Source organism: Amycolatopsis iheyensis, assembly GCF_024703995.1.
Classification (GTDB): Bacteria; Actinomycetota; Actinomycetes; order Mycobacteriales; family Pseudonocardiaceae; genus Amycolatopsis; species Amycolatopsis iheyensis.
This window is the reverse complement of sequence record NZ_JAMXQV010000014.1, coordinates 82,764-109,731: the sequence shown is the minus strand read 5'-3', so window position 1 is coordinate 109,731 and position 26,968 is coordinate 82,764. Positions and strand designations below refer to the sequence as shown.

Below are 26,968 nucleotides of genomic sequence, written 5' to 3'. Positions count from 1 at the left end.
AGTCAGCGAACTACTCAGAGATCGAACATGTACGGCACTTCGGCCTGCGCCCGGGCGTCGATCCACTCGCGCAGCGCCTGCGTCGCGAGGACGTCGTCCTCGTTGTAGCGCAGCAGGCGCTCGCGCTGGACGTCGTCGGGAACCTCGCCGTCCATGCCCACCGCGTCGCGGTACCAGCGCATCGACGCCTCGCCACCGGCCTCCGGGTCACGCCACGAGAACCCCGCCACCGGGGCGATCACCTTGAGCCCCTTGCCGTGGGAGCACAGGAACTGGTCGGTGACGCTGCGGAAGAGGTCGACCCACTCGTCGGAGTCCACAAAGGACTGGATGTCCTTCTTCGCCGGAACGCCCGGGTAGTCGCCGAAGCGCTCGACCGAGCCGAAGAGCCAGCGGTTCTCCGCCAGCGCGTTGTAGCAGTAGGCGCGGAACGTCAGCCCGGCCGCTTCGGTGCGCTTGCGGACGTCGGTGAGCCAGGCCCAGAACTCGGCGAACGACCGCGCCTCGTCGTCGGTCGGCAGCGGGTCCCAGGTCGCGAACGCGCGGTAGCCCGGCTCCAGCCCGATGTCGGCGCCGGTCAGCAGGCAGCCCCAGAGGTACGCGCCCGCGTCGCCGAAGCTCTCCATGTCGACGTCGACCTCGACGTCGGCGCGGGGCACCTCGACCGCCTCGACGCGGCGCACCAGCGTCAGGTCGGCCAGCCAGGCCCGGGCGAGCACCACCGCGTCCGGGAACGTGACACCAGTCCAGTTCACCGCCGGCGGCTCGCCCGCCGGGTCGAGCGCGGCCAGCTCGTCCACTGTGGACACGCCGGCGCGGCGCAGCTCCATCGCGTCCTCGCCGCGGACGACCAGGCTGACGTCGCGGGTCTCGGTGAGCACCACCTCGCACGTCGGCCACCACGGGCAGCGGCGGCACTCCAGCACTCGCGACGGCTCAGCCAGCGGCTCCTCGCCGTTCGCGGCCGCGGTGGCGATGGCGAGCCGGTCGGCGAACCGGGCCTGGTACTCGGTGAGCGCGCTGCGCCCGCCCGGCCAGGTGCCCGCGGTCAGGTCGTGCCAGACGACGACGTCGGCGTCGAGGCCGATCACGCCGCCGACGGCGAGGCCTTCGTCGGCCTGCCCGAGCGTCTGCAGCATGCGGCGGATGTGCACGAGCCGCAGCTGGTCGCGCGGCTGCGAGCGGACCTTGCGGTGCTCGTCGGCGCCGCGGTGCGCCGGGTCGAGGTCGGTCAGCTCGGTGACGATGGCGCCGGTGCCGCGGTCGGAGATCCGGTGGCGCACGACGAGCACCGGGACGTAGCCGCGGCCGGTGCGGACCAGCAGGTCGATGCCGCCGCGCCGGTGCCCGGCCGCGTCGACCGGGAACAACGCGCCCCAGATGTACTGGGCTTCGGCGGCGAAGGCCTGTTCGGTCTGCTCGACGCGCTCGTGCGCGGGCAGGCCGCGGTCGATCTTCACCCAGTGCCCCGGGTTGGCCGCCATCAGCCTGCTGACGATGTCCTCGCGGTGGGCCGTGGCGTCGGCGATCCGCTGCTGCGCCGTCGGGTCCGGCGGGGAAAGCGGTACCTCGCGCATCGCGGGATCGTGCTCGAGGTGGACACGGCGACGGCAGCGGCTGACCGCTCCCGCGTCGAGCACCACCTCGGTCTTCATGGAGATCACTCTAGATTCCCACCGCCGAGCCGACATGCCCGCCACCCGGGCGACCAGTAAGTTCGACCTCGACACGTCGCAGGAGGTGCCATGGCGCGCAAGGCCAAGGTCGAGGGTGAAGCCAGGTTCACCCCCAAGAAGGCGAAGAACGCGGTCGCGGTGGCGAAGGTGCTCGGCCCGGCCGTGATCCCGGTGGTCGCGCCGTTCGCGGTGCGCGCGGCGGGCGCGGCGCGGGAGGCGTACGACCGCTACCAGGCGCGCAAGCTGGGCGTCTCGGTCGACAAGCTGGGCGAGTACACCGGCCGCGGCGCGGCGCTGCACGCCCGGATCGCCGGCGTCGCCGACGGCTGCCGCGATCTCCAGAAGTCGGAGAAGGCGTCGAAGGCGGACCAGGAGTTCGCGACGGACACGCTGAGCACGCTGGAGCAGCTGTCGGCATCGGTCCGCGCGGCCGAGCGCATGCCGGCGGCGCGGCGCAAGTCCGTGCACCGCGCGGTGGCCGGCGAGCTGGAGCGGCTGGAGGGCCTGCTGCTGCACCGCCTCGGCCTCTGACCCGAAACACCAGGGCCGCCACTTTCATAGGGAAAGTGGCGGCCCTGGGTGCGGAGCTTTCGTAGGGAAAGTGCCGGGGGTTACTTCACGAAGCCCTTCTTGACCATCCAGTCGTGGGCCACCTTGCCCGCGTCCTGGCCGTCGACGTCGACCTGCTTGCACAGCTCGACCATCTGCTGGTTGTCCAGCGCCGCGCCGACCTTCTCCAGCGGGCCGCGGATGTCCGGGTGCTGCTTCAGGAACTCCGAACGCAGCGTCGGGACCGCGTTGTACTGCGGGAACGCCTTCTTGTCGTCCTCGAGCACCCGCAGGTTCAGCCCGGAGATGCGGCCGTCGGTGGTGAACACCTCGCCGACCGGGCAGGTGCCGCCCGCGACCGCCGAGTAGATCGTGCCGATGCCGAAGTTCTCGATCTTCGGGCTCTGGAAGCCGTAGGCCTTCACCGCGGCCGGGAAACCGTCCTGCCGGCTGGTGAACTCCGTCTCCAGGCAGAACCGGTTCTGGTCCGGGTTCTGCTTGAGGAACGCCGCCAGGTCCGACGTCGTCTTCAGGTTGTTCTTCGCGCCGTACGCCTCGGTGACGGCGAACGCGTACTGGTCGTTGAGCGGCGAGTAGTTCAGCCACGTGACGCCGAACTTCTCTTCGTCCGCCTTGGCCGTCGCGTCGTATTGAGCCTTCTCGCCGCCGGGGACCGGGAGCTCGTTGCCCTGGTAGTTGATCCAGCCGGTGCCGGTGTACTCCCAGGTGACGTCGGTCTGCCCGGACAGCAACGCCTGCCGCGAGGAGTTCGAGCCCTTGATGTCGGACAGGTCGACGACGTCCGCGCCCGCCGCGGACAACGCCATCTCGCTCATGTACGCCAGGATGATGTTCTCGGTGAAGTCCTTCGACCCCACCGTCACCTTCAGCCCCTGCAGCGACGGGATCGGCTGGATCGAGCCGGGCTGGATGTCGTAGGGCACCGCCTGGTTGACCGTCAGCCCGCACGCCGAGAGCGTCGCGCCGAGCACGGCCACGCCGAGGGCCGCCGTGATGCGCCGGAGTTTCATCGCAGCCCCTTCGGTCCGAAGAACTGTTCGGCGACCGCGCCCAGCCAGTCCACCAGCAGCGCCAGCGCGACGGCCAGCACCGAGCCGGTCACCAGCACCGAGGTCAGGTTCAGCTTGTAGCCGGTGTCGATCAGCAGGCCGAACCCGCCGGCGTTGACGAACATGCCGAACGTCGCGGTGCCGACCGCCAGCACGAGCGACGTGCGCAGGCCGGCCAGGATCAGCGGGACGGCCAGCGGCAGCTCGACCCGCCACAGCACCGCCGACGCCGACATCCCGATGCCGCGGCCGGCGTCGATCAGCGCCGGGTCCACCTGCTGGATGCCGACCATCGTGTTCCGCAGCACCGGCAGCAGCGAGTAGAAGGCCAGCGGCAGCGCCGCCACCCACAGCCCGCCGACCGCGCCGGTGACGATGAACCACAGCACCAGCACGCCGAGCGCGGGCGCGGCCTGGCCGATGTTCGCGATGGCCAGGAAGATCGGCGCGAGGAAGCGCGCCCACGGCCGCGTGACGATCACGCCGAGCGGCACGGCGACCAGCACGACGATCGCGGTCACCACGAGCGTCATCAGGAGGTGGTCCCACAACGCCGTGAACAGCGACGACGCGTTGAGCGTCTCCTTCTCGGTCGCGTTCAGGCCGCTCGAAAAGACCCAGATCAGCGTGACCGCGACGATCACGAGCACCGCGGCGGGCTGGGCGAGGAGCCGGATGCGCTCCGCGCGCTTCGAGCCGGATTCGGTGCTGAAGCCGGTGTCGACGGCAGCCGTCATGCGGACACCTCTTCACCGTTCGTGTGCTCGTCACGCAGCTGCTGGATGGTCGAGATCACGGTGTCCAGCTGGATGGTGCCGGCGTACTCGCCGCGCGGGCCGGTCACCGGCACCGAGCCGCCTTCGGCGAGCATCGCCTCCAGCGCGTCCTGCAGCGTCGACTGCAGGCTGACGATGTCCCGCAGCGGCTTGCCCGCGTTGGCCAGCGACGCCCCGGCGACCAGGTCGCGGACGTGCACCCAGCGCGTCGGACGGCGGCGCGCGTCCAGGACCAGCGCGAAGTGCTTGCGCTGGTCTTCGAGCTTCTTGCGCAGCTCGGCCGGGTCGTCGGAGACCGACACGGTCAGCGCGTCCTGCGCGAGCTCGACGTCGCGGACCCGCAGCAGGGTCAGCTGCTTCAGCGACGCGCCCGCGCCGACGAACCCAGCGACCGTGTCGTTGGCCGGGTTGGCCAGGATCGCCTCGGGCGTGTCGTACTGCAGGATCGACGACTGGTTGCCGAGCACCGCGATCTTGTCGCCGAGCTTCACGGCCTCGTCGAAGTCGTGCGTGACGAACACGATCGTCTTCTTCAGGTCCGTCTGCAGCCGCAGCAGCTCGTCCTGCAGGTTGCCGCGGGTGATCGGGTCGACCGCGCCGAACGGCTCGTCCATCAGCAGCACCGGCGGGTCCGCGGCCAGCGCCCGCGCGACGCCGACGCGCTGCTGCTGCCCGCCGGAGAGCTGGCGCGGGAAGCGGTCGCGGAAGTCGGCCGGGTCGAGCCCGACCAGGTCCATCATCTCCTCGACCCGGTCGTTGACCTTCTTCTTGTCCCAGCCGAGCAGGCCCGGCACCACGCCGATGTTCTGCGCCACGGTGAAGTGCGGGAACAGGCCGGCCTGCTGGATCGCGTAGCCGATCCGGCGGCGCAGGGTGTCGACGTCGAGCTTCAGCGCGTCGTCGCCACCGATGGTGATCCGGCCCGAAGTGGGCTGGACCAGCCGGTTGATCATCCGCATCGTGGTGGTCTTGCCGCAGCCGGACGGGCCGACGAAGACCACGATCTTGCCGGCGGGCACGACCATGGAGAAGTCGTCGACGGCCGCTTCACGGGTGCCGGGGTAGCGCTTGGTCACGTGCTCCAGCTCGATCTCGACGCCGGAGACTTCCTCGTTCTCAGCCACGGACACCCCTTGAGATGGTGAAGCGCTTGATCAGGACGTAGACGCCGTCGAGGATCAGGGCGAGGATGACGACCCCGACCGTGCCCGTGACGGCTTGGTTCAGGGAGTTCGTGCTCCCCGCGTTCGTGAGCCCGGAGAAGACCTCGGCGCCGAAGCCGGGGCCCTTCGCGTAGGCGGAGATGACCGCGATGCCCATCAGCATCTGCGTCGCCACCCGCATGCCGGCGAGGATCGCCGGCCAGGCCAGCCGCAGCTCGACCCGGGTGAGCACGCCGAAGCGGCTCATCCCGATGCCGCGCGCGGCGTCCGTGATCGCCGGGTCGACGCCGTCGAGCCCGACGATCGTGTTCCGGACGATCGGCAGCAGGCCGTAGAGCACCAGCGCGATGACGGCCGTCGTCGGACCGAGCCCCGAAATCGGGATCAGCAGGCCCAGGAGGGCGAACGACGGGACCGTCAGGATCGTGCTCGCCAGCGCCGTGGCCAGCGCCGAACCGATCGGGCTGCGGTAGACCGCGACCCCGATCAGCACGCCGAGGACCGCCGCGAGGATCGTGCACTGCACCACCATGCTGGTGTGCAGGTATGCCTCCAGCCAGAGCTTGCTCGCTCGGTCGGAGATGTAGTCGAAGAGGTTCATCCGTGTCCGCTCTCCCGCCTTCCGCACAGGCCTTCACCCGATCGGGCTAGTTCCTGACCGACGGCTCAGTACCCAGCGCGAGGCCGGGCCAAACCCCCGCTTCGGCCCACCGGTTCCGCCCACCTTGGCCTTCCGGGCCCTGATCGGCAACAAATGACCTGAACCACGGCGTGGCGGCGGACGTGAACTCGGTGTGTGCTCACTTCACGGGATCACACGCTCACGCGGGGGCAGGTCCCTTAGGCTGCTCCCCATGAGTGTTCCGGCACGGCGACCCGCCGTGCTGGGTGCTACCCGGGGTGTGTTGCTCGCCGTGAGCGCGGCGGTGCTTTCGGTCACCGCGCACCGGCTCGCCGACGGCGGACTGCCGGACCCGGCGATGACCGCGCTGCTCACCGGCCTGTTCGGCTGGACCGCCACCGCGCTCGCCCGCCGGGCCCGCGGCACGGTCGCCACGATCACGCTGCTCGGCGCCGCCCAGCTCGTGATGCACCTGCTGCTCACCACGCTCGCCGGCCACCACGACATGTACGCGATGCCCGGCAGCACCGGGCTGGGCATGCTCACCGCGCACGCCGTCGCGACCGTGGGCACCGCGCTCCTGCTCGCCCGCGCGGACTCGACGCTGCTCACGGTGCTCGCCGTGCTGCGCGCGGTCCTGCCGCGGCTGCTCACCCCGCTGCCGGTGCTCTCGGCGGCCCCCTTGCCACTCCCGGCCCGCACCGCGGCGCCGAACCACCTCGTCGGCGTCGACCTGCGCCGGATCCACGGGCGGCGCGGCCCGCCGCGCCACTCCTGAAACCCAGCTCGACCCCGCACGGCCGGTCCCCGAACCGCGCCGTCTCCCTTTTTGAGTTCATCAGGAGTGAACCCATGTCCCAGCACGTCTTCCAGCGCGCCGGTGTCCTCGCCGCCACCGTCGGCGTCGCCGGTCTCCTCGGCGCCGGCGTCGCGTCCGCGCACGTCACCGCCAACGTCTACGGCCCGCAGCCCACGAAGGGCGGGTACGCCGCGATCGTGTTCCGCGTGCCGAGCGAGGAGAAGGACCCCGTCACCACCACGAAGGTCGCCGTCGACTTCAAGGCGGACTACGGCATCGGCTCGGTCCGGACCAAGCCGGTCCCCGGCTGGACCGCGCAGGTGACGAAGTCGAAGCTGCCGACCCCGATCAAGAAGGACAACGGCACGGAGATCACCGAAGCCGTCACCGCCGTCACGTGGACCGCGCAGGCGGGCAGCGAGCTCAAGGCCACCGACTACCAGGAGTTCTCGGTGTCCTTCGGTCCGCTCCCGACCAACGTGGACGAGGTGGAGTTCCCGGCCCACCAGACCTACAGCGACGGCAAGGTCGTCGACTGGAACCAGCCGACGCCGGCCGGCGGTGAGGAGCCGGAGCACCCGGCGCCGGCCGTGAAGCTGGCCGCGAAGGCCGAAGACGGCGACGCGCACGGCAACATGGCGAACACGGCGTCGACGACCGGCGAGCAGAGCCAGGCTTCGGCGGCGTCGGACAACACGGCCCGCTGGCTCGGCGGCGCCGGCCTGCTCGTCGGCGCCATCGGCCTCGGCGTCGGGGCCGGCGCGACCATCCGGGCCCGCAAGGCCACCGCGAAGTCGGGAGGCAACAGCTAAATGCGGAAGGCGCTCGTCGCGCTGGCGTTGACGGTGGTGGCCGTGCTCGGCACGGCCACCCCCGCGCTGGCGCACAACGTGCTGATCTCTTCGGACCCGGCGAACGGCTCGTCCATCGCCGCCGGCCCGCAGAAGGTCAGCTTGACGTTCGACCAGTACGTGCAGGGCGCGGACGTCAACCAGATCGCGGTGACCGGACCCGGCGGCGGCCAGTGGGCCGAGGGACCGATCAGCGTGGTGAACAACGTCATCAGCGCGCCCCTGCGGCCGCTCGGACCGGCCGGGAAGTACACCATCGGCTACCGCGTCCTGTCCGCCGACGGCCACCCGGTCACCGGTGAGCTGAGCTTCACGCTCACCGCGGCGGGCACCGGCACGCCGGCGACCGTGGACGCGGCGAAGTCGCCGGGCAGCTCGTCGTCGGCGGCGCCGCAGTCGTCGTCGACCGGGGTGCCGATCTGGGTGTGGATCGCCGGCGCGGTCGTGCTCCTGGCGATCGGGCTCACCGTGGCCCTGCGCTCGGGCCGGTCCGTGGAAGAGAAGAAGTAGCGAAGATGACCCAGGCCGAAACCACCGCGAAACCCCGCTACGCGACGCTGCTGTGCGTCGTGACCGCGGGCTTGCTCGGCGCCCTGATCGGCGTCGCGCTCATGGCCACCACCCCGGTCCCCGGTGTGGTGGAGCCCAGCGCGGTGGTCTCGGCGGGCATCCCCGTCGTGCGGGTGCTACTCGACCTCTCCGCGGTCGCGACGATCGGCCTGGCGCTGCTGTCGGTCCTCGTCGGCTACGACCGGCCGAAGCTCACCGAGCCGGTCATGCGGCTGGCCCGCCCGGCCGGCGTCGCGGCATCGCTGATCTGGGCCACGACCGCCGTCGTCGCTCTGGTGCTGCAGACCGCGGAGTACAAGCCGGGCTCGTCGACGCTGTCGGCGGCCGACATCGGCGACTACATCGCGAACGTCGGCGCGGGCAAGGCACTCGTCATCGTCGCCGCGCTCGCGCTCGTGCACGCCGGGATCGGCGGGCTCGCGCTGCGCTTCGGGGAGAAGGTGCCCGCCGAGGTCCGCGTCGGGCTCGGCCTGTTCGCGCTGCTGCCGCTGCCGGTCACCGGGCACGCGTCGAACTGGAGCTACCACGACTACACGATGATCTCGATGGAGCTGCACGTGATGAGCGCCGTCGCCTGGACCGGCGGCCTCGGCGCGATGACCGTGCTCCTCGTGGCGAACCGGACGCTGCTGGCGCACGCGCTGCCCCGGTTCTCGAAGCTCGCGACGCTCTGTCTGATCCTCTCGGCGGCGACCGGGCTCTTCAACGGCCTCATCGAGATCTCGCTCAACCCGACCATCGGCTTCTGGGCGGCGATCTTCACGACGCCGTACGGGCAGCTCTTCGTGCTGAAGTTCCTCTGCACCGGTGCCATCGCCCTGCTCGGCGCGTACACCCGCTTCCGGCTGATGCCGCAGATCGTCCGGCACAACCGCACGGCGCTCGCCGCGTGGGCAACGCTCGAGCTGACCGTCATGGGGTTGGCGTTCGGTTTCGCCGTCGTGCTGACGCGGGCGCCGGTCGTCGCGTCCTGAAAACCCTTCCCCGCTGGTAGTGGCGGTCCCAAGTCACGGCGCGTAGCTGCAAGTTGCGCATTGGGATGAGGGGTAGACCATTGGAGGCGACCGGTCGGACCGAACTTTCTACCCTGAGCAAGCCGCATTCTTGAAGCGACGAACGGTCATCTGCAGTCGTCGAATGCACGTGCAGACTGTGGTGCCGGTCACAAGATGTGACAGTCCCGGCTCAGCGGTAACGCGTCCAGCGCGTGTCCGTCCGGCCGGTGCGGAGGTCGTCGAGACGGCGGAACAGCTCGGGCCGCACCTGCGGCCGGCTGCGCAGGATCGGCAGCACGCTGGTGGTCAGCTTGAGCTCGCGGATCGCCCTCAGCACGGCGAACCCGGGCCAGGACGTGACGTCGAAGCCGTACGCCGCGGCGAACATCCGGTAGCGCACCGGCGGGTCACCGAACCGATCACGCCCGACGGCCAGCGGCGTCAGGTCCCACTCCGGCGGCCCGACGCACGACGAGTCGAAGTCGCAGAGCACCGGCCCGGCCGGTCCGGGGATGACGTTGCCCGGGTACGCGTCGCCGTGCACCAGGCTCCTGGGCAGCGGAAACTCCAGGTCGGCCAGCGCGGCTTCGAGCTCGGCGCAGCGGTCGAGCAGGAACTCGCGATCGGCGGCGACGATCTCTTCGGCGTCCGAAACCCGGGCCCGCACCGCGGCGAACGGCGCCCACTCCGCGAGGTCGTCCGGGGCCGGCAGGGCGTGCACCCGGCGCAGCAGCCGGGCCAGGTCGGCGGACGTCGCGGGGCGGCCGATGCTCGGCACCTGGTGCCACACGGTCACCAGGTGCTCGCCGACCTCCATCGGTTGCTCGACGGTGTCGAGCAGCCGGATCGCGGGGACGCCGTGGCGCTCGAAGTGCCGGGCGACGCGGACCACCGTCCCGACCCGGTGCTTCAGCTGGGTCGAGCCGACGATCCGGATCACGAACGGGGCCGTGACCAGCGCGAACACCGCGTTGTTGGTGAACCGCAGCAGCCGCGCGCCGGCCGGGTCCAGCCCGAGCCGGGCGCAGGTCTCCGCCAGCACGCCCCGCAGTTTCGCGGGGGTGAACCGGCCGTTCAAGACGGTGCCGGCACCTTCGGCGCTAGGCGGCGTAGAAAGCGTTGAGGCGATCGGCGAGGTCACGGGCGTCAGCGTTGTTGCGACGGCGCTCGGCCTCGTCCTGCAGCGGCCGCATGCGGTCCTTGACCCGCTCGGACTTGATGCCCTCGGCGCAGTCGATGGCCTTGCCGCCGACCTTGGCGCCGTGGTCGAGGTCGCCGTCGAGCAGGTGGTTCGTGGCCAGCGCGCTCAGCATGAACGTCTTGGAGCGGGCCATGTCGTCGTCGTAGGACTCGACCGCCCTGGTCAGCGCCGGGATCGCGTACTTCGTGTGCTCGGCGTTCTTCTGCGCGAGGACGGTGTGGACGGTGCCCACCATCGCGTAGACGTCGGTCTCGGTGAAGAACTTCACCCACGACTCGGCTTCGGCCAGGTTGGCGCGCTCGAACTCGTCCTTGCTCCGGCCGAGCAGCTTCACCGCCTGCTCTTCGTTGCCCATCATCGCGTAGGCCCACGCCTCGTTCGCGCACAGCACGGAAACCGCCAGCTCGGAGCCGGATTCCTGGGCGGCGATCTGGCCCAGCTGGAACAGCTTCAGGGCGTCGTTCGGGGCGTCCTGGTGCAGGTAGACGCGGCCCATGCGGTAGAGCACGTTGGCCACCAGCGGGTGGTTCTCGCCCTGCTTGGCCAGGTCCAGCGCGTTCGCGAAGTGGCCGCGGGCGGAGTCCATCAGGCCGGTGTCGAAGGAGGTCCAGCCGGCCAGCGAGTGGAGGTCGGCGAGCGCCACGTACAGCCGGTTCTTCACCATCTCGGTGCCGTGGGCCTCGAGCATCTGCTGTCCCCAGGACAGCTGCGCCACGACGGCGTCGCGGCAGAACCCGCCGCCGTACTGGTAGTCCAGCGCCCGCAGAGCCCGCGTCGCGGCCTCCACCTGACGCACGTCCGTCATGCCGATCCGCCCGGGGGCCGGCGTGCGCGCCGGGCCCGCGGACCACGTGCCCGATTCCGGACCGAACACCGCCGCACCCATCGTGACCTGGGCGGCGTGCGCGAGGAACCTCCGTCGCTTCACGGACTCGTCCTCCTCAGCCTGCTGGCCGTCGGCGGAGCCGACGACGCGTATCGCCGTGGCCTCGTCGTAGGCGAGGCCCATGTATCCACGGGGGACACCCAGGCCATCGGCGATCCGCGTGAGCACGTCGTAGGCCATGACCTGGCGACCCTTGAGGATCTCCGACACCTCGGACTGGGATTGGCCGGTCATCGCGGCGATCTGGCGCTGCGAGACACCGTGCTTGCGCAGGAGCCGGTAGACGGCGCTGATCTCACGAGTCGCGAGAGCCGCTCTCATCTCCGGCTGCTCCCACGCGTCAGCGGGAACTGCGTGGCTCTGCCGGGCTTCGGCACTGCCACCGTTACTGGCGTCCATCGCGCCCCCTCCACTGTCCGGTCGGGCGTCTGTGAAACAGCGTAGGCAAACCTGCGAAACCGTGTGAACAGCCGGACTGGCGCCCTGATCGGTCCGGGCGAAGTCCGTTGACCGCTTACCGTGGAACCCGGTCCGGTCACCGCTATGACGCCATTTCGACCTTCTATCGCACCCGGTTTCACCTCACTGTAGTTGTCAGATCTCCGTCACCGCCCGGACACCGGCAGCGATCACGGAGAGCTACGAAAACCGCAGAGAACACCAACGTCGTCCAGGTGCGATGTTGCAGATGGCATCTTCGAAGACTTTCGACAGAGCGGAGAAGGGCGTGGAGTTCGTGGACTCGTTCGCAGGGGGACATGCGGGCACGGCGACCCGCGCCGTGCGGCCGGCGGTCGCGACGGTCTCCTCCGTCTCCGCCGTCCGTCCCGTGGCCCCCGCCCCGGCGGTGGACCCCCGCACCGCGAACGTCCGGCACTACGAGGGCGGTCAGCTGGTGTGGCGCGTGCAGTGCGGCGACCTCATCAGCCGGGAACGCGCGGTGACGGTGTTCGTCGAAGACAACCAGGTGGTAGTGGTCTCGCCCCCCGGTGAGACCGCGCGGTTGACGTCCGGCCAGCTCGGACAGCTGCGCGCCGCGCTCAACGAAGCCGCCAAGATGGCGGAAAGGTAACGGTGAGCTGATCATGGATCAGGTACTCGGGCAGGTCCTCCGCAACGCGGTCTGGGAGCGCCTCGACATGCTGACCGACCTGGCGAACCGCGCCGACGCCCAGTCGCTCGTCTCGGTCGCGCGCTCCGAACTGCCCCGGTTGACCGAGGCGTGGCGCGCGATGCTGAAGATGCACGAGCCCGACGAGCGCGGCGACTGCCCCACCTGCTCGACGCGGTGGCACCGCTGCAAGGCGCCGTGCTCGGTCTGGCAGGTCGCGCACGAACACCTGGTGGCCGGCGGGCTGGCGCCGCAGCAGTCCACGGCGGACAGCCGGCTGCAGGGCCGCCGCAAAAGCCCGGTCCCGGCGCAGGGCCGTCCGGTGCCCGCACCGTCGGCGGCCGAGACCACCGGGCGCCACGCGCTGGTGAACCCGCGCCGAGCGGTCACTGCCTGAGTCGCCGGGCCGCCACCACCTCCCGCGGTGACGACCCACCGGCGCGACTTCCCCAGGAAAGTGCCGTTCCGCCCCTGATCCGGTGCGCACGCCGGGCCGATCGCCCCATCGGACCCGTGCCCGCCACCGCCCGGCCGAGGACTGTTTCGCCCGCACCCCCGAGCAGCGCGAACCAGTCCTCGGCCGTCCTCCCGGTCCCCACCGCGATTAATCGAAAAAATTACGCGTTAGCCCTAGCCCAGGCGGTAATCGCCCGCTAGATTGATCATCGAAGAGGCCTGGACCACTGGTTCACCTCGACGCGACCCGCTCCCGCTGTTGATGAAACACAGAGCGGCCCTCGAATTCCGCGGGCCGGTGCCGTTGCACTCCCCTCCCCCGACCGGCACCGGCCCGCGGTTCCAACTCCTAACGAACCGCCTTCACCCGCAGGACGAGCACCGCGGCCAGCAGCGTCGCGACCGCCGAAGCGGCGAAGAGCCCGGGATACCCACCCAGGTAGGCGAGCACCAGCGGCGTCAGCAGCGGAGCCACCACCTGCGGCAGCGAGTTCGCGATGTTGATGACACCCAGGTCCTTCGCGCGGTCCTGCGCCGTCGGGAGCACCTGCGTCAGCATCGCGAGCGCGACAGCCATGTACGCACCGAAGCCGACGCCCAGGAGCGGCGACGCGGCAAGCGCGACCGGCCAGCTCTGCCAGACGACCAGCAGCAAAGCGGCCAACGCCATCACTCCGGAGGCCGCAAGGACGTATGGCTTACGCCGTCCGGACTTGTCGGAGAAGTGCCCGGCGAGCACCGCGCCGATGACGAGCGCGACCCCGTACAGCCCCATCATGATCAGCAGGCCCGTGTCCGGGTCTTCGTAGTGCACCGCGTCCTTGAGGAAGAACAACAGGTACAGCGTCCCGAACGCGTTGCCGAGGTTGATCATGAAGTGGCACGACCACGCCCACGCGAAGTCCGGGTGCCGCCGCGGCGAGACCCACAGGTTCCGCAGCACCTCGCCGGCCTGTGACGACGGCCGGAACTCCACCGGCAGCCGCGCGTCCGGCGTCCGGAACACGAAGAACGCGGCGCCGGCGACGACGATCACCGCGCACACCGCGTACGCCAGCGGGATCCCGGCGATGCCGAGCATCACCACGACCACGACCGCGCCCAGCACAGTGCCGAGCATCTGCGCGATGCCGACGAGCCCGCCGACCTGCGCGCGCTGCCCGACCGGGACGCGGTCGGCGATGGCCGACATGAGCGTGGCGAGCATGCCGTTGAGGCCCGCCTGCACGAGGCACCAGCCGACGATCAGCACCGCGACGTCCGGCGCGAAGGCCAGCACGAGCAACCCGACGGTCGCGACGGCGGCACCGATCACCGTCCACGGGTGGCGGCGGCCGAAGCGCGAGGTCGTCCGGTCGGACAGCAGCCCGACGGCCGGGTTGACGATCAGCGCGACGATCGCCCCGACGCCCATCACCAGGCCGAGCACGAACTCCTTGTTCGCCTGGTCGAGCAGCTCGGCCTGCTGCGGCAGCAGCACCTGGATCGGGGCGTAGATCCCCAGCCAGAGCGCGATGTTCGCGAAGAACAGCAGGCTCATCCAGCCGGGCCGCACCCGCACGACGGGCTCGGCGAGCGCCTCCGGCAGCGTCCGGGTCGTTTCACTGCTCATCGCGCACCAGCTTCCGGTACCAGTGGAACGAGTCCTTCGGCGTCCGCCGCAGGGTCTCGTAGTCGACGTGCACCAGGCCGAAGCGCGGCGCGTACCCCTTGGACCATTCGAAATTGTCCAGCAAGGACCAGCAGAAGTACCCCCGCACGTCGACGCCGGCGTCCATCGCCTCGCGCAGCGCGACGAGGTGGCTGTGCAGGAAGTCGATCCGCTCGGGGTCGTGCACCCCACCGTCCTCGGCGACGACGTCGGCGAAGCTGCAGCCGTTCTCGGTGATCTGGATGGGCGGCAGCTTGTCGCGGTAGCGCCGGTGGAAGTCGAGCAGCAGCTCACGCAGCGCGTGCGGGACGATCGGCGAGTCGTTGGTCGTCATCGGGTAACCCTCGATCGGGCGAAGGTCGAAGGGCAGCGGGTTGCCCGGGCTCGGCTTCGCGACCCCCTGCGGCTCGTAGTAGTTGACGCCGTAGAAGTCGAGCGGCTGCGCGATGGTGGGCAGGTCGTCGGCGAACCCGGCGGGCAGGTGCGCGTGGAGCTGCTCGGGGTAGCTGCCGAGCAGCACGGGGTCGGCGAAGAGACGGTTGAGCAGGGCGTCGAGCCACTCAGCAGCTTCTTCGTCGTCGGGCTCGGCCGGCCAGATCGGCGAGTGGTTGTTGGCGGTGCCGACGTCGGTGGCGCCGGCCGCGCGGAGGGCCTGGACGGCGAGGCCGTGGGCGAGGTTCTGGTGGTGCGCGGTCGGGATGGCGTCGAGCAGGAGCGTCTTGCCGGGGGCGTACTCGCCGATGGCGTAGCCGAAGATCGACATGACCATGGGCTCGTTGAGCGGAATCCACAGTTTCACCCGGTCGGCGAAGCGTTCGCCGAGGATGCGGGCGTACTCCGCGAAGCGCTGAGCGGTGTCCCGGGCGAGCCAGCCGCCCTCGTCCTCGATGGCTTGCGGGGTGTCCCAGTGGTAAAGCGTGACGGCGGGCGCGATGCCGGCCTCGCAGACGGCGTCGATCAGCTTGTCGTAGAAGCCGAGCCCCTCGGGGTTCGGCTTGCCCCGGCCGTCAGGCTGGATCCGGGGCCAGGCGATGGACATCCGGTAGGCGCCGACGCCGAGCTCCGCCATCAGGGCGATGTCTTCGGGGTAGCGGTGGTAGTGATCGGCGGCTACTTTTGCTTGTTCACCGCGGGCGATCTTGCCCTCGGTCGCGGTGAACGTGTCCCAGATGGACGGTCCGCGCCCACCTTCGCTGGTGGCGCCCTCGATCTGGAACGCCGAGGTCGAAACACCCCAGAGGAAGCCGGGCGGGAAGATCGGGTTCTGCACCGGTGCTGACCCCTTCGTCAGGCCACCCGTCTGGGTGAACATGAAAAGTTCTCATATACTAGGTCTTCACTCGTCCGTGGGGAAGCCCGTCGGCGCGATAAAGTCCCAGATCAGACGAGGAGGAGCGCCGTGTCCGACATCCAGGCCGCGAAGGTGCCGGCCGAAGCCACCCCCCTGCGCCGTCAACCGGTTCAACAGCGGAGCGCGAAGCGGGTCGAGCAGATGCTCGACGCGAGCGCGGCCCTGATCGACGAACTCGGCTACGACGCGCTGACGACCACCTTGATCGCCAAACGAGCGGGCGTCGCGGTGGGTTCGCTGTACCAGTTCTTCCCGGACAAGCGCGCCGTCGTGCAAGCGCTTACCGCCCGGAACCTGGAGCGGTTCGTGGGCGCGGTGAACGAGCGCCTCAAACAGCTCGGCCCGGAGCACTGGTGGGACGTCGTGGACTCGATCCTCGACATCTACCTGGAGATGCACCGGACGGTGCCGGGGTTTTCGAAGGTCCACTTCGGCGACATCATCGACCGCCAGCTGCTCGACGAGACGCGCGACAACAACGCGGTGATCGTGGATTCGCTCACCGACCTGGTCGCGACTCAGGTGGACCGCCCGGTGGAGGACCTGCGGTTCGCGATCGGGATCGCCAACGAGGTGGCGGACGCGCTGCTCAAGCTGGCGTTCCGGAAGGAGCCGCGGGGGGACGAGAAGATCGTCGCCGAGGCCAAGTACGTGGTGAAGGGGTATCTGGCGGCTCGGTTCGGGGAGCAGTCTTGAGTTTGGTTGTCCACAGAAGTTGTCCACAGGTATGCACAGCTGTGGACAACCCTGCTGCTTGAGGCCTGGCTGTCGGTGGGTGCCGATAGACTGGAAGTGGGGGTTCCCCCGGGAGGGTGGGCTGCGTGTGGGCCCCGGCCGGCGGGAAATGGGCCACGCGTGGGCCAGGCCGGCTGGAAATGGGCTGCCTGTGGGTCCCGGCTGGCTGGAAGGGCCACGTGTGGGCCGGCGAGCTGGGTGTCGGATGGGTGCCGCGCCTTGATTCGCGCGATCGACCAGTGGGCCGCGAGGCGCTGAAGTTGCGGCAGCGGTGGCGCAAACGTCCGGGACGGAAGGGGGCCTTGGTGGATTCTTCCGAGGAGATCCGGCCGGGCGACATCTACGAAGACTGCTCGTTCCACCCGGTCCTGTGCACCTACCTCGACGACGGCGATGAGATCGGCGGCATCTCGCTGATCGACGCCTCCGCACCGCGCGCCTGCTCGCTCAGCGGCTGCGCGGTCGTCAAGCTCTCCATCGACGACGTGATCGCCGCGCGCGCGGACTGGCCGGCTTACCTCGCGAAGCGCAAGGCGGAGTTCGACGCCGACGGCGGGTGAAGGGTCAGCCGAAGTTCTGGTGCTCGCCACGGTACGTCGGGACCGTGCGCTCCACCCGGTCGCCCAGCACCAGGTGGTAGTGCGTGAACCGCTCCGCCAGCTCGCCCGCCTTCGCGTGGCGGAGCCACACCCGGTCACCCAGCTGCAGGCTGCGGGCCGCGCGGCCCGTCACCGGCGTCTGGACCTCGCCCGCGCCTTCGAAACCGAGCAGCTTCAGGCCAGTCGGCAGGTACGGCTGCGGCACCCGCGAAGCACCCGCCGGGCCCGAAGCGATGTAGCCGCCCGAAAAGAGCGTGGCGATGTTGCGGGTCGGGCGGCGGACCACCGGCAACGCGAACAGCGCCGCCGGGCGGGGGGTGAAGCGGGAGTAGCCGTCGAACAGGGTCGGGCCGATCAGGCCCGAGCCCGCCGCGATCTCCGTCACCACCGCGTCCGCGCCCGTCGACTCGATGCTTCCGGTGCCGCCGCCGTTCACGAACTCGAGCGGGGTCACCGCTTGGACCGCGCGGACCGCCGCGCCTCGGCGGCGGTTCAGCTCCGCCGCCGAACGGCGTTGCATCCAGGCGATCACCGCGCGGTTCAGGCGGGCGCCCGCCGCGTCGCCGAGGCCCGCGATCTGGCCTTCGTACGCCATCACGCCCACCAGGCGGAAGCCCGGGCGGGCCACGACCTGCTGCGCGAACGTCGACGCCTGCTTCGGCGTGAAGATCGGGGAACGCCGGGTGCCGACGTGGATTCCCGGCAGGGGCCGCCACGACGCGTCCAGCTCCAGGCACACGCGGATTTCCGGGTGGCTGTGGCCGAGCGCGGCGTCGACGAGGTCGAGGTGCGCCGGCGAGTCCACCATGATCGTGATCGACGCGCGGGCCTGCTCCGACGCGGCCAGGCGGCGGAGGGCTTCGTGGTCGGCCGTCGGGTAGGCGACGACGATGTCATCGGTCGTGCCCTGCTCGACGTGCCAGATCGCCTCCGCCAGCGAGTAGCACATCAGGCCTTCGAAGCCCGGCATCGCGAGCACGCGCTCCAGCAACGCCCGGCAGCGGACCGACTTCGAGACGACGCGGATCGGCTTGCCCGCCGCGCGGTGGCGGAGGTCGTCCGCGTTCGCGTCGAAGGCCGCCAAGTCGACCACGGCCAAGGGTGGATCGAGGTCCTTGGTCGCCAAGTCGTACACCGTCGCACTGGTCACGAGGTCTAAAGTACGACAACAAAGCTTGAAACGCGAATACTGTTCACATACTGTCTCGGACAATCGACCGATGGAGGGGGCGCGCATGACCCGGTGGACCAACTGGGCGGGCACCGCGTCCGCCTCACCGCAGCACGTTCACGCACCGCGCAGTGCCGCCGAGATCGCGGCCGCCGTCGAAGGCGTCGCCGCGGCCGGCCGGACCGTGCGGCCCTGGGGCAGCGGCCACTCCTTCACCGCGATCGCCGTCGCCGACTCCGACGCGCTCGACCTGCGGAACTGGACCGGCATCGAGCGCGTCGACCTCGAGTCCGGGCAGGTCACCGTCCGTTCGGGCACCACCATCAAGCAGCTCAACGCCGAGCTCGACGCGCTCGGGCTGGCCATGACCAACCTCGGCGACATCGACGCGCAGACCATCGCCGGCGCGATTTCCACCGGCACGCACGGCACCGGCGCGAAGCTCGGCGGTATCGCCACCCAGATCACCGCGCTCGAGCTCGTGCTCGCGGACGGCTCGGTCGTCGCCTGCTCGGCCGAGGAAAAGCCGGACCTCTTCGCCGCCGCCCGGGTCGGGCTGGGCGCGATCGGCGTCATCACGACCGTGACCCTGCGCTGCGAAAAGTCCTTCTACCTGCGTGCGCAGGAGCGGCCGGAGCCGCTGGAGCAGGTCCTCGAGGGCTTCCACGACTTCGCCGACCAGAACGAGCACTTCGAGTTCTACTGGTTCCCCTACGGCAAGAACGCCCTGGTCAAGCGCAACAACCGGTGCGAGACGGCGGAACCGCTCAGCAAGGTCCGCGAGTTCGTCGACTACCAGATCATGGAGAACGTCGCGTTCGGCGGGCTCTGCCGGACCGGCCGGCTGATGCCGCGGCTCGTGCGTCCGCTGAACAGCTTCGCGTCGAACATGCTGTCCGCGCGCGAGTACAGCGACACCTCCCACCGCGTCTTCGTGACCGCGCGCAACGTCCGCTTCACCGAAACGGAATACGCTGTTCCACGTGAATCAGTGCTGGACGTGCTCGCCGAACTACGGGCGGTAGTCCCAACGCTGAGGGACCCGGTGATGTTCCCGGTCGAGGTGCGCGTCGCCGCGGCCGACGACATCTGGCTCTCGACCGCGCAGGGCCGCGACTCCGCCTACATCGCCATCCACCAGTTCGTCGGCATGCCCTACCGCGAGTACTTCAGCGCGTTCGAGAAGATCGCCGGCGCCGTCGGCGGCCGCCCGCACTGGGGCAAGATGCACGACCTCGACGCCGGCGTCCTCCGCGAGCGCTATCCGCACTTCGACGACTTCCTGCGCGTGCGCAAGGAAACCGACCCGGACGGCGTCTTCGCCAACACCTACCTGGACCGGGTGCTCGGGCCCGTCACCTGAACAGCGCCGACACCGATTCGCCGTTGTGGATCCGGCGGATCGCCTCGGCCATGGCCGGCGCGATCGAAAGGATCTTCAGCTTTTCGGTGCGTTCTTCCTCGGGCACCGGGACCGTGTTGGTGCAGACGATCTCCAGCACCTCCGGCCGGCCGCCGATCCGCTCGATGGCCTTCGCCGCGAACAGGCCGTGCGTGCACGCCACGCGGATCGAGCGCGGCTCCAGCTCGGCGAGCTTGTCGAGCAGCTCCAGCACCGTGCTGCCCTTGGCGATCTCGTCGTCGAGGACGATCACGTCCCGGCCGGCGACCTCGCCGATCACCGAAGTGATCTGGACGCGGTCGTCCGGGAAGCGCTCCTTCGCGCCGGCCGCGACCTGGACGCCGAGGAGCCGCGCGAAGTGCGACGCCTCCTTCGCGTTGCCGAGGTCGGGCGAGACGACGGTGGTGCGCGAAAGGTCGTACTGGCGGAAGTGCTCCGCCAGCTCCTGCAGTGCGTGCAGGTGGTCGACCGGGACGCTGAAGAAGCCGTGCACCTGCGGCGAGTGCAACGTCATCGCGAGCACGCGGTTCGCGCCCGCCGTCGTCAGCAGGTCGGCGACCAGGCGGCCGCCGATGGAGATGCGCGGCGCGTCCTTCTTGTCCGAGCGCGCGTACGAATAGTGCGGCATCACCGCGGTGATGCGGGACGCCGAGGCGCCTCGCGCGGCGTCGAGCATCAGCAGCAGCTCGACGAGGTGCTCCTGCACCGGCTTCACCAGCGGCTGGATGATGAAGACGTCCCGCTCGCGGCAGTTCGCCTGGAGCTGAACTTCGAGGCAGTCGTTCGCGAACCGCCGGACCTCGGCCGGCCGCAGCGGGACGCCGAGCTGCGCGCAGATCTCTTCGGCCAGTTCGGGGTGCGCGGACCCGCTGAAGACGGCGATCTCTCTCGACGCTTCAGAGATCACAGCGCGGAGACCGCTTCGCCGATGGCGTCCTCGCCCGAGATCAGCGTCAGGGTGCGGCGGACGGATGAAGGCGTGTCGAGCAGGGCCACGAGCACCGCGGCGACGTCGTCACGCGGGATCGGGCCGCGGCCGGTGTTCTCGGCCAGCAGGACCAGGCCGGTGCCGGGGTCGTCGGTGAGCGATCCGGGCCGGAGGATCGTCCAGTCGAGGTCACGGGCCTTCAGGTCGTCTTCGGCCGCGCGCTTGGCACGCAGGTAGTGCCGGAACTCCTCGGTGACGTCGGGGTTCTCCGGGTTGTCGGCACCGATCGAGCCGACCTGGATGTGCCGCCGGACCCCGGCCCGCTCGGCGCCTTCGGCGAACAACGCCGCGGCGCCACGGTCCACAGTGTCCTTGCGGGCGGTGCCGCTGCCCGGCCCGGCGCCGGCCGCGAAGATCGCGGCGTCGGCGCCCTTCAGGACTTCGGCGACGGCGTCCACATCGGAGTTTTCGAGGTCGAGCACGACGGCTTGAGCACCGGCGGCCTCGAGGTCCGCCGCGTGGCCGGGATTGCGGATGATCCCGACCCCTTCGTCCCCGCGCGCGGCGAGCAGCCGCTCCAGCCGCAGCGCGATCTGACCGTGTCCACCAGCAATGACGACTCGCATGGAGCCGACCCTAGTGCGAAGCGGGCGCCTCCGCGGTCCGGAGCAGGTGGTCGTAGACCAGCTCGTTCACCAGCCGGGAGACCGGGTCCTCGGCGAGCACGACGCGCTCGGTGCGGCCCTCGAGGTCGAGGTCGACGACCGCGTTCGGGTCGGCCGTGACGACCGCGAGGCCGTACGCGCGGGCCCGCGGCAGGCAGTTGCCGACGTAGTCCTCGGTGAGGGTGACCGGTGACGGCAGCACCATCGCGGCCTCGCCGTAGCGGGCGAACGGAACCGCGGAGGCCATCGCGGTGCGCCAGTGGCGCGCGACGGCCAGGACGCCGACGATCTCGGCGGCCGGGGCGGGGGCGGTTCCGGCCAGCTCCGGCCAGGTCCAGGTGTCGACGGTGGCGCGGTCGGCCACCGGGCCGGCACCCATCGCGATGCGTTCGGCGTGCACGTCGGTGCGCAGCTTGGCGACCACGCAGACCTTGCGGCCGAGGATGGTGGTCTCGGGCAGGACGACGCCGTTCCAGCCCAGCTGGGCGGCGGCGGCGCGGGCGAGCTCGTCGACGCTCGCGGGGAGTTCGATCGGCGGCACCACCCGGCTCGGCATCGACCGGCTGCGCTTCGCGCCACCGGCGACCGTCGAGCGCTCGGTGTTCTGAGGTGTAGCCGCCACGAGTCCGCCTCCTTCTGCCCTGCACTGCTTCGTGACCGGGGGAAACCGGCACCTCACTTGTCTAACAGCGTGACGGCGCGGAGTCGCCGGGTAGCGCGAGTGGCTGCGATCGGCGGCGCCCAGCGGTCGATGACCGGTCGGTAGGCGGTCATCCGACTTCGGTCGAACGGTGCGGCCAACCGAGTGAGAGTCAGGTGAGTGGCATTACCGTCCGCCCGCGATCGACTACCCAAGGCAGGATTGTCCTCTTCGGTCCGACTAGCCCGTTCGGCCCAACCCGGGAAGAATCCACAGTGGACGCAGGCCGCTGAGCTGCGGTTGCCCACCGTCACCCACACGGCGGTGACTTACGCCGCAGCGGCGTCCCGCGCGCCGGACTAAAGTTACCCACCAGTCACTTAGTCGTCGCCGTGGAGGACCGATGCGCTCCCCGAAGGACTTCTTCGCCCCGCTCGCCCTGGGCGCGCCCGCTCCCGTGCGGGAGATCCCGGTGACGCCCTCGCGGATGATCCACTTCTTCGACCCGGGCAACGAGAAGATGGCGGCCAAGGTGCCGGACATCGCGAAGAAGGTGGACGTCCTCCTCGGGAACCTCGAGGACGCTGTGCGCGCGGACCGCAAGGAGGCCGCGCGCGCCGGGCTCGTCTCGATCGCGAAGGCCACCGACTTCGGCAGGACGCAGCTGTGGACGCGCGTCAACAGCCTCGACTCGCCGTGGGTGCTCGACGACCTGGTCACGCTGGTCACCGAGATCGGCGACAAGCTCGACGTGATCATGGTGCCGAAGGTCGAGGGCGCGCAGGACATCCACTACGTCGACCGGCTGCTGGCGCAGCTCGAGGCGCGCGCCGGCCTGACGAAGCCGTTGCTGGTGCACGCGATCCTCGAGACGGCCAGCGGGGTGGCCAATGTGGAGGAGATCGCCGGCGCGAGCCCGCGCATGCAGGGCATCTCCCTCGGCCCGGCCGACCTGGCCGCGAGCCGCCGGATGAAGACGACCCGCGTCGGCGGCGGCCACCCCGGCTACCTGGTGCGCACCGACCCGACCGGCGACGACCTGAACGAGGGCCGGACCACCTACCAGCAGGACCTCTGGCACTACACGGTCGCGCGGATGGTGGACGCCTGCGCGATGCACGGGATCCTGCCGTACTACGGGCCGTTCGGGGACATCCGCGACGTCGTCGCGTGCGAGGACCAGTTCCGCAACGCGTTCCTGCTCGGCTGCGTCGGCGCGTGGAGCCTGCACCCGGTGCAGATCGACATCGCGAAGAAGGTGTTCTCGCCTTCGCCGTCCGATGTGGCCTGGGCGCGGCGCGTCATCGCGGAGATGGGCGACGGCACGGGCGCGGTGATGATCGACGGGAAGATGCAGGACGACGCGTCGGTGAAGCAGTGCCGCGTGGTCGCCGAACTGGCCGACGCCCTCGCGGCGGACGACCCCGAACTCGCCGCGGCTTATGACGCGGCCACCAAGGAGACCCTCGGATGACCACGCCCCGACGTTCCGTGCTCTACATGCCCGGCGCCAACGAAAGAGCGCTGGAGAAGGCCAAGACGATCCCGGCGGACGCGCTGATCCTCGACCTCGAGGACGCCGTCTCCCCCGACGCCAAGGAAGCCGCGCGCGAACGCGTCTGCGCCGCGGTCGGTTCGTACGGGACCCGCGAGGTGACGATCCGGGTCAACGGCCTGGACACCGAGTGGCACGACGCCGACCTGCGCGCGGCGGCGTCGGCCGGCCCGGCCGCGGTGGTCGTGCCGAAGGTGAACTCGGCGGCCGAGGTGCACAACATCGAGCGCGCGCTGGAGCTCGGCGGGGCGCCGGACCACACGAAGATCTGGGCGATGGTCGAGACCCCGGTCGCGATGCTGCACGCGGAGGAGATCGCGGCGGCGTCCGAGCGGCTCACCGTGCTGGTGATGGGCACGAACGACCTGGCCAAGGAGCTGCACGCGGAGTTCGTCCCGGGCCGCGGGCCGTTGCTGGGCGGGCTTTCGCTGTGCCTGCTGGCGGCGCGGGCGACCGGTCGCGTCATCCTCGACGGCGTCTACAACGACGTGAAGGACCTCGAGGGGTTCGAGGCCGAGTGCGAGCAGGGGCGGCAGTACGGCTTCGACGGGAAGACGCTGATCCACCCGGCGCAGGTCGAGCCGTGCAACCGGATCTTCGCGCCGTCGGAGGAGGAGATCGACCGCTCGCGGCGGATCATCGAGGCCTTCGAGGAGGCTCGGGCGGCTGGTCGTGGTGTGGTGACCGTGGACGGGCGGATGATCGAGAACCTGCACGTCGATAACGCGCGGCGGGTGCTGGCGCTGGCCGAGGCCGTCAAGAGCTGAGGTCACGTCGGCAGGTCGTCCGTCCACTCGGCACTGACCGCGTACGTGTCGCCGTTGGCGTTGTGGGCCGGTTTGCCGTCCGGGCCGAGGAACACCGAGGCGCTGTCCACCTGGCCGGTCTTCGGGTCGACGACCAGGCGGCCGCCGCCCGGCAGCCGCACGCTTCGGTCGTCCAGCGCCTGCACGCCCGGGTACGCGGCGATCGCGCGGAACGCCGCCGCCCGGACCGCCGGGGGCGAGGGCACGACGGAGACCAGGTCGATCAGGGATTGGAGCACGGCCCAGTCCCGCTGGCTCGCCGGGGAGTAGTTCCGCAGCCCGTTCGCGAACCAGTCCCGTAGGGCGGCCGGGTCGGTGGGAAGCGTCAAGATCTGGCTGAGGGTGACCTCGTCGTCGGTCAGCCGGAGGGGCCGTGGGCGGGGCTGGCGCACGGCCTTGCCGTGGGTGTTCTCGCCGCGGTACCACTCCTGCCCGTCGGGGGTGGTCCAGTACTCCCAGGTCTCCTTGCCGACCTTCGTCGTCGAGTGCCAGTACTTTCCGGTGCCGACCTGGGCGTGCTCGGCGACGGTGGCGGCCGCCAGCAGGACCGCCGGGCCGGCGTCCACCGCCTGCGAAGGCGGCGCCGGGGGCGGGGGGCCGGGCAGGCTCGCCACGACGATCGCTGCCGCCGCGGCGACGAGCCCGGCGCCGATCGCCAGCGGGCGAGTGCGCCTGCGACGTCCGAGCATCCGGTTCTGCAGCCGGTGGCGGCTGCGGTCGACGACGTCCTGGGACGGCTCGCCGGACACGAGTGCGGTGCGCAGGGTTTCGAGGTCATTCATCGGTGGCCTCCGGGGCGAGAACGGGAGCGAGCTTCTTGCGGGCGCGGGTCAGCCGGGAGCCGACCGTGCCCGGGGAGATGCCGAGCGCCTCGGCGACTTCGGCGTACCCGAGGTCGGCGAGGGCCACGAGCAGCAGGACGTCCCGCTCGCCCGAAGTCAGCCGGGACAACGCTTTTCCCAGCTGTCCATTCATGACGACGCGGTTTTCGTGTCCCTCGAGCGGCCGGGGCACCTCGATCCGCGAGAGCGCGCGGTAGTGGCGGGCTTCCTTGCGGCGGTGTCTCGACACCAGGTTCGTCGCGATGCCGAACAGCCACGCCCGCAGTTCGCCGCGGGCGGGGTCGAACGTCTTGCGGCGGTCGAACGCCACCAGGAACGTCTCGGCGGCGACGTCCTCCGCGGCCTGCGCGCCGAGCCGGCCGGCGACGTAGCGGTAGACCTCGGCGAAGTGGCGGTCGTGCACCTCGGTGAACTGCTCGACGCCGGCCACCGGGGCTGCCTCGGTCATGGAGTTCCTTCCCGTCGGCGACAGCTTCACCACCACTTCGCCGCGGGGCCCGAACTTCTTCCCTATCCGATCGGCCAGGGCCGTTGCGGCTCGCGCAGGCCTTCGTAGGCCGCGGCGACCCGCAGGACGCCGACGTCGTCGAAGCGGCGGCCGGTCAGCTGGAGGCCGATCGGGTGGCCGTCGTCGGTGTAGCCGCAGTTGACCGAGACCGAGGGCTGGCCGGACATGTTGTACGGCACCGTGAACGCGATGTGCTCGAACGGGCGAGCCGGGTCGTTCGTCGGGGACGCCCACTCCGCCGGCGGGGCCGCCACCGGGCACGTCGGCGACAGCACGATGTCGTGGGGCGCCGTCGCGCGCAGGGCGGCCACGCTGATCGCGTCGATCTGGGCGAAGCCGCGGTAAACGTCCACACCGGACACCTCCGCGCCGCCCGCGGCCCAGGCCGCGATGTACGGCAGCACCTTCGCGCGGCGGTCCGCCGGCAACGCCGCCAGGTCCGACCAGGCGCGGGTGCGCCAGAAGACGTCCAGGCCGCCGAGCATCTCGCGGGTCAGGAACGGCCCGACCGGCTCGACGACCGCGCCCGCCGCCTCGAAGACCCGGGCCGCCGCCGTGACGGCGTCGCGCGTCGCGGGGTCCACCGGCAGGCCGACGCCGGGGTCGAGGTGCAGGCCGACCCGCAGTCCGGACAGGGAACCGTCGAGCGACGACCAGTCGAAGTCGTGCGGCGGCAGGCTGAGGTGGTCACGCTCGTCGGGCGCGGACAGCACGCTCATCAGCAACGCCGTGTCGGCGACCGTGCGGGTCATCGGGCCCGCCACCCGGCCGAGGAACGGCGGGTCGACCGGCACCCGGCCGAAGCTCGGCTTCAGCCCGACCAGGCCGCACCACCCCGCCGGCAGCCGGATCGAGCCGCCGATGTCCGTGCCGACGTGCAGCGGGCCGTAGCCCGCCGCGGCCGCCGCACCCGCACCCGCGCTCGAGCCACCCGGCGAGGCCGACGTCCGCCACGGGTTCCGCGCCGTCTCGTGGAAGCTCGACCGGCCGGACGTCAACATCCCGTAGTCCGGCATCGTCGTCTTGGCCAGCAGGACGCCGCCGGACTCGCGGACGCGCGCGGCCGCCGGGGCGTCCGCCGCGGCCGGGACCAGCGCGGTCGCCGCCGTGCCCAGCGGAACCGGGGTGCCGCGGGTCGCGATGTTCTCCTTCAGCGTCAGCGGGACGCCGTCGATCGGGCCCAGCGGCTCGTCGGACGCCCAGCGCGCTTCGGACGCCTTCGCGTCGTCGAGAGCCGCTGAAGGGTCGTACGCGTACAACGCGTGCAACTCCGGCTCTCGCGCGTCGATCCGGGCGAGTACGGCTTCGGTCACCTCGACCGGCGAGAGCGTCTTCGCGCGGTACTGCGCGACGAGCTCGACGGCGGTCAGATCGGGCAGCTCGGTCATGA

General features: G+C 70.7%; 28 protein-coding genes. 12 read left to right on the top strand and 16 right to left on the bottom strand.

Annotated elements, in window-relative coordinates; all coding sequences use genetic code 11:
• Positions 1–14: 14 nt before the first annotated feature.
• On the bottom strand, positions 15–1,655 hold the full coding sequence (locus tag M8542_RS25825) for a TM0106 family RecB-like putative nuclease (protein WP_257922821.1): 1,641 nt from the start codon (positions 1,653–1,655) through the stop codon (positions 15–17).
• 90 nt (positions 1,656–1,745) lie between these two features.
• Here M8542_RS25825 and M8542_RS25820 point away from each other — a divergent pair, with 90 nt between their 5' ends.
• Positions 1,746–2,207 carry a DUF6474 family protein gene (locus M8542_RS25820; RefSeq protein WP_257922820.1) on the top strand — a complete coding sequence of 154 codons (462 nt, stop codon included), beginning with the start codon at positions 1,746–1,748 and terminating at the stop codon, positions 2,205–2,207.
• 80 nt (positions 2,208–2,287) lie between these two features.
• Here the strand turns inward: M8542_RS25820 and M8542_RS25815 are convergent, their stop codons facing one another.
• Genes M8542_RS25815 through M8542_RS25800 form a run of 4 tightly spaced genes read right to left on the bottom strand, consistent with a single transcriptional unit; the run spans position 2,288 to position 5,835 of the window.
• Positions 2,288–3,256: a glycine betaine ABC transporter substrate-binding protein gene (locus M8542_RS25815; RefSeq protein ID WP_257922819.1), complete on the bottom strand. Its 969-nt coding sequence runs from the start codon at positions 3,254–3,256 to the stop codon at positions 2,288–2,290.
• Positions 3,253–4,032, bottom strand: coding sequence for an ABC transporter permease (locus tag M8542_RS25810; protein WP_257922818.1), 780 nt, complete (start codon positions 4,030–4,032; stop codon positions 3,253–3,255). Before M8542_RS25810 ends, M8542_RS25815 begins: the two co-directional genes overlap by 4 nt.
• Positions 4,029–5,195 (bottom strand): ABC transporter ATP-binding protein, encoded by a 1,167-nt coding sequence (locus M8542_RS25805; RefSeq protein WP_257922817.1) that lies wholly within the window; start codon positions 5,193–5,195, stop codon positions 4,029–4,031. The genes M8542_RS25810 and M8542_RS25805 overlap by 4 nt, the downstream gene beginning before the upstream one ends.
• Entirely contained in the window at positions 5,188–5,835 is a 648-nt protein-coding gene (locus tag M8542_RS25800; RefSeq protein WP_257922816.1) for an ABC transporter permease, read from the bottom strand. Before M8542_RS25800 ends, M8542_RS25805 begins: the two co-directional genes overlap by 8 nt.
• A 304-nt stretch (positions 5,836–6,139) precedes the next feature.
• On the opposite strand from M8542_RS25800, the gene M8542_RS25795 reads away from it, so the two are divergent.
• From M8542_RS25795 to M8542_RS25780, 4 genes are all read left to right on the top strand, one after another.
• Complete coding sequence (locus M8542_RS25795) at positions 6,140–6,634, top strand: hypothetical protein (protein ID WP_257922973.1); 495 nt, start codon at positions 6,140–6,142, stop codon at positions 6,632–6,634.
• Positions 6,635–6,708: 74 nt separating this feature from the next.
• On the top strand, positions 6,709–7,467 hold the full coding sequence (locus M8542_RS25790; RefSeq protein WP_257922815.1) for a YcnI family copper-binding membrane protein: 759 nt from the start codon (positions 6,709–6,711) through the stop codon (positions 7,465–7,467).
• Complete coding sequence (locus tag M8542_RS25785) at positions 7,468–8,016, top strand: copper resistance CopC family protein (protein WP_257922814.1); 549 nt, start codon at positions 7,468–7,470, stop codon at positions 8,014–8,016.
• A 5-nt stretch (positions 8,017–8,021) separates the two neighbouring features.
• Positions 8,022–9,050, top strand: a complete 1,029-nt coding sequence (locus tag M8542_RS25780) for a CopD family protein (protein WP_257922813.1) — start codon at positions 8,022–8,024, stop codon at positions 9,048–9,050.
• A 211-nt stretch (positions 9,051–9,261) separates the two neighbouring features.
• Here the strand turns inward: M8542_RS25780 and M8542_RS25775 are convergent, their stop codons facing one another.
• Together M8542_RS25775 and M8542_RS25770 are read right to left on the bottom strand one after the other, a co-directional pair.
• A complete protein-coding gene (locus M8542_RS25775; RefSeq protein ID WP_257922812.1) occupies positions 9,262–10,149 on the bottom strand; it encodes a phosphotransferase family protein in 888 nt (295 codons plus the stop codon).
• 22 nt (positions 10,150–10,171) lie between these two features.
• A complete protein-coding gene (locus M8542_RS25770; RefSeq protein ID WP_257922811.1) occupies positions 10,172–11,557 on the bottom strand; it encodes a helix-turn-helix transcriptional regulator in 1,386 nt (461 codons plus the stop codon).
• A 328-nt stretch (positions 11,558–11,885) separates the two neighbouring features.
• Between M8542_RS25770 and M8542_RS25765 the strand changes: the two genes are divergently transcribed.
• Together M8542_RS25765 and M8542_RS25760 are read left to right on the top strand one after the other, a co-directional pair.
• Positions 11,886–12,230, top strand: coding sequence for a hypothetical protein (locus M8542_RS25765; protein ID WP_257922810.1), 345 nt, complete (start codon positions 11,886–11,888; stop codon positions 12,228–12,230).
• Positions 12,231–12,243: 13 nt separating this feature from the next.
• The gene (locus M8542_RS25760) at positions 12,244–12,666 is read left to right on the top strand and encodes a hypothetical protein (RefSeq protein ID WP_257922809.1); all 423 of its coding nucleotides are present in this window, start codon (positions 12,244–12,246) and stop codon (positions 12,664–12,666) included.
• Between the two features lie 408 nt (positions 12,667–13,074).
• Here the strand turns inward: M8542_RS25760 and M8542_RS25755 are convergent, their stop codons facing one another.
• Both M8542_RS25755 and M8542_RS25750 read right to left on the bottom strand, forming a co-directional pair.
• A complete protein-coding gene (locus M8542_RS25755) occupies positions 13,075–14,337 on the bottom strand; it encodes an MFS transporter (protein ID WP_257922808.1) in 1,263 nt (420 codons plus the stop codon).
• Positions 14,327–15,646 (bottom strand): GH1 family beta-glucosidase, encoded by a 1,320-nt coding sequence (locus tag M8542_RS25750; protein ID WP_257922972.1) that lies wholly within the window; start codon positions 15,644–15,646, stop codon positions 14,327–14,329. Before M8542_RS25750 ends, M8542_RS25755 begins: the two co-directional genes overlap by 11 nt.
• A 129-nt stretch (positions 15,647–15,775) precedes the next feature.
• Between M8542_RS25750 and M8542_RS25745 the strand changes: the two genes are divergently transcribed.
• Together M8542_RS25745 and M8542_RS25740 are read left to right on the top strand one after the other, a co-directional pair.
• Complete coding sequence (locus M8542_RS25745; RefSeq protein WP_086860456.1) at positions 15,776–16,423, top strand: TetR/AcrR family transcriptional regulator; 648 nt, start codon at positions 15,776–15,778, stop codon at positions 16,421–16,423.
• A gap of 344 nt (positions 16,424–16,767) precedes the next feature.
• Entirely contained in the window at positions 16,768–17,022 is a 255-nt protein-coding gene (locus M8542_RS25740) for a hypothetical protein (protein WP_257922807.1), read from the top strand.
• Between the two features lie 4 nt (positions 17,023–17,026).
• On the opposite strand, the gene M8542_RS25735 is transcribed toward M8542_RS25740, so the two are convergent.
• Complete coding sequence (locus tag M8542_RS25735; protein WP_257922806.1) at positions 17,027–18,211, bottom strand: amino acid deaminase/aldolase; 1,185 nt, start codon at positions 18,209–18,211, stop codon at positions 17,027–17,029.
• Positions 18,212–18,296: 85 nt separating this feature from the next.
• Here M8542_RS25735 and M8542_RS25730 point away from each other — a divergent pair, with 85 nt between their 5' ends.
• Positions 18,297–19,595, top strand: coding sequence for a D-arabinono-1,4-lactone oxidase (locus tag M8542_RS25730; protein ID WP_257922805.1), 1,299 nt, complete (start codon positions 18,297–18,299; stop codon positions 19,593–19,595).
• Here the strand turns inward: M8542_RS25730 and M8542_RS25725 are convergent.
• The 3 genes from M8542_RS25725 to M8542_RS25715 are packed head-to-tail and all read right to left on the bottom strand — an operon-like array spanning position 19,588 to position 21,849.
• Entirely contained in the window at positions 19,588–20,541 is a 954-nt protein-coding gene (locus tag M8542_RS25725) for a ribose-phosphate diphosphokinase (RefSeq protein WP_257922804.1), read from the bottom strand. The genes M8542_RS25730 and M8542_RS25725 overlap by 8 nt on opposite strands.
• Positions 20,538–21,188: an SDR family oxidoreductase gene (locus M8542_RS25720; RefSeq protein WP_257922803.1), complete on the bottom strand. Its 651-nt coding sequence runs from the start codon at positions 21,186–21,188 to the stop codon at positions 20,538–20,540. The genes M8542_RS25725 and M8542_RS25720 overlap by 4 nt, the downstream gene beginning before the upstream one ends.
• Before the next feature lie 10 nt (positions 21,189–21,198).
• Positions 21,199–21,849: a hypothetical protein gene (locus M8542_RS25715; protein WP_257922802.1), complete on the bottom strand. Its 651-nt coding sequence runs from the start codon at positions 21,847–21,849 to the stop codon at positions 21,199–21,201.
• Between the two features lie 421 nt (positions 21,850–22,270).
• On the opposite strand from M8542_RS25715, the gene M8542_RS25710 reads away from it, so the two are divergent.
• Both M8542_RS25710 and M8542_RS25705 read left to right on the top strand, forming a co-directional pair.
• Positions 22,271–23,341 carry an HpcH/HpaI aldolase/citrate lyase family protein gene (locus tag M8542_RS25710; RefSeq protein WP_257922801.1) on the top strand — a complete coding sequence of 357 codons (1,071 nt, stop codon included), beginning with the start codon at positions 22,271–22,273 and terminating at the stop codon, positions 23,339–23,341.
• Positions 23,338–24,189, top strand: coding sequence for an HpcH/HpaI aldolase/citrate lyase family protein (locus M8542_RS25705; RefSeq protein WP_257922800.1), 852 nt, complete (start codon positions 23,338–23,340; stop codon positions 24,187–24,189). Before M8542_RS25710 ends, M8542_RS25705 begins: the two co-directional genes overlap by 4 nt.
• Before the next feature lie 2 nt (positions 24,190–24,191).
• Here the strand turns inward: M8542_RS25705 and M8542_RS25700 are convergent, their stop codons facing one another.
• From M8542_RS25700 to M8542_RS25690, 3 genes are all read right to left on the bottom strand, one after another.
• Positions 24,192–25,010, bottom strand: coding sequence for a CU044_5270 family protein (locus M8542_RS25700; protein ID WP_257922799.1), 819 nt, complete (start codon positions 25,008–25,010; stop codon positions 24,192–24,194).
• On the bottom strand, positions 25,003–25,518 hold the full coding sequence (locus M8542_RS25695; protein WP_257922798.1) for an RNA polymerase sigma factor: 516 nt from the start codon (positions 25,516–25,518) through the stop codon (positions 25,003–25,005). The genes M8542_RS25700 and M8542_RS25695 overlap by 8 nt, the downstream gene beginning before the upstream one ends.
• A 62-nt stretch (positions 25,519–25,580) precedes the next feature.
• Positions 25,581–26,966: an amidase gene (locus M8542_RS25690; protein ID WP_257922797.1), complete on the bottom strand. Its 1,386-nt coding sequence runs from the start codon at positions 26,964–26,966 to the stop codon at positions 25,581–25,583.
• Between the last annotated feature and the right edge of the window lie 2 nt (positions 26,967–26,968).

Excerpts from the sequence above, each read along its gene's own strand:
- M8542_RS25825 (WP_257922821.1), bottom strand. The coding sequence starts at position 1,655 with ATGAAGACCGAGGTGGTGCTCGACGCGGGAGCGGTCAGCCGCTGCCGT.
- M8542_RS25820 (WP_257922820.1), top strand. The coding sequence starts at position 1,746 with ATGGCGCGCAAGGCCAAGGTCGAGGGTGAAGCCAGGTTCACCCCCAAG.
- M8542_RS25815 (WP_257922819.1), bottom strand. The coding sequence starts at position 3,256 with ATGAAACTCCGGCGCATCACGGCGGCCCTCGGCGTGGCCGTGCTCGGC.
- M8542_RS25810 (WP_257922818.1), bottom strand. The coding sequence starts at position 4,032 with ATGACGGCTGCCGTCGACACCGGCTTCAGCACCGAATCCGGCTCGAAG.
- M8542_RS25800 (WP_257922816.1), bottom strand. The coding sequence starts at position 5,835 with ATGAACCTCTTCGACTACATCTCCGACCGAGCGAGCAAGCTCTGGCTG.
- M8542_RS25790 (WP_257922815.1), top strand. The coding sequence starts at position 6,709 with ATGTCCCAGCACGTCTTCCAGCGCGCCGGTGTCCTCGCCGCCACCGTC.
- M8542_RS25785 (WP_257922814.1), top strand. The coding sequence starts at position 7,468 with ATGCGGAAGGCGCTCGTCGCGCTGGCGTTGACGGTGGTGGCCGTGCTC.
- M8542_RS25780 (WP_257922813.1), top strand. The coding sequence starts at position 8,022 with ATGACCCAGGCCGAAACCACCGCGAAACCCCGCTACGCGACGCTGCTG.
- M8542_RS25770 (WP_257922811.1), bottom strand. The coding sequence starts at position 11,557 with ATGGACGCCAGTAACGGTGGCAGTGCCGAAGCCCGGCAGAGCCACGCA.
- M8542_RS25760 (WP_257922809.1), top strand. The coding sequence starts at position 12,244 with ATGGATCAGGTACTCGGGCAGGTCCTCCGCAACGCGGTCTGGGAGCGC.
- M8542_RS25755 (WP_257922808.1), bottom strand. The coding sequence starts at position 14,337 with ATGAGCAGTGAAACGACCCGGACGCTGCCGGAGGCGCTCGCCGAGCCC.
- M8542_RS25730 (WP_257922805.1), top strand. The coding sequence starts at position 18,297 with ATGACCCGGTGGACCAACTGGGCGGGCACCGCGTCCGCCTCACCGCAG.
- M8542_RS25720 (WP_257922803.1), bottom strand. The coding sequence starts at position 21,188 with ATGCGAGTCGTCATTGCTGGTGGACACGGTCAGATCGCGCTGCGGCTG.
- M8542_RS25710 (WP_257922801.1), top strand. The coding sequence starts at position 22,271 with ATGCGCTCCCCGAAGGACTTCTTCGCCCCGCTCGCCCTGGGCGCGCCC.
- M8542_RS25705 (WP_257922800.1), top strand. The coding sequence starts at position 23,338 with ATGACCACGCCCCGACGTTCCGTGCTCTACATGCCCGGCGCCAACGAA.
- M8542_RS25700 (WP_257922799.1), bottom strand. The coding sequence starts at position 25,010 with ATGAATGACCTCGAAACCCTGCGCACCGCACTCGTGTCCGGCGAGCCG.
- M8542_RS25695 (WP_257922798.1), bottom strand. The coding sequence starts at position 25,518 with ATGACCGAGGCAGCCCCGGTGGCCGGCGTCGAGCAGTTCACCGAGGTG.
- M8542_RS25690 (WP_257922797.1), bottom strand. The coding sequence starts at position 26,966 with ATGACCGAGCTGCCCGATCTGACCGCCGTCGAGCTCGTCGCGCAGTAC.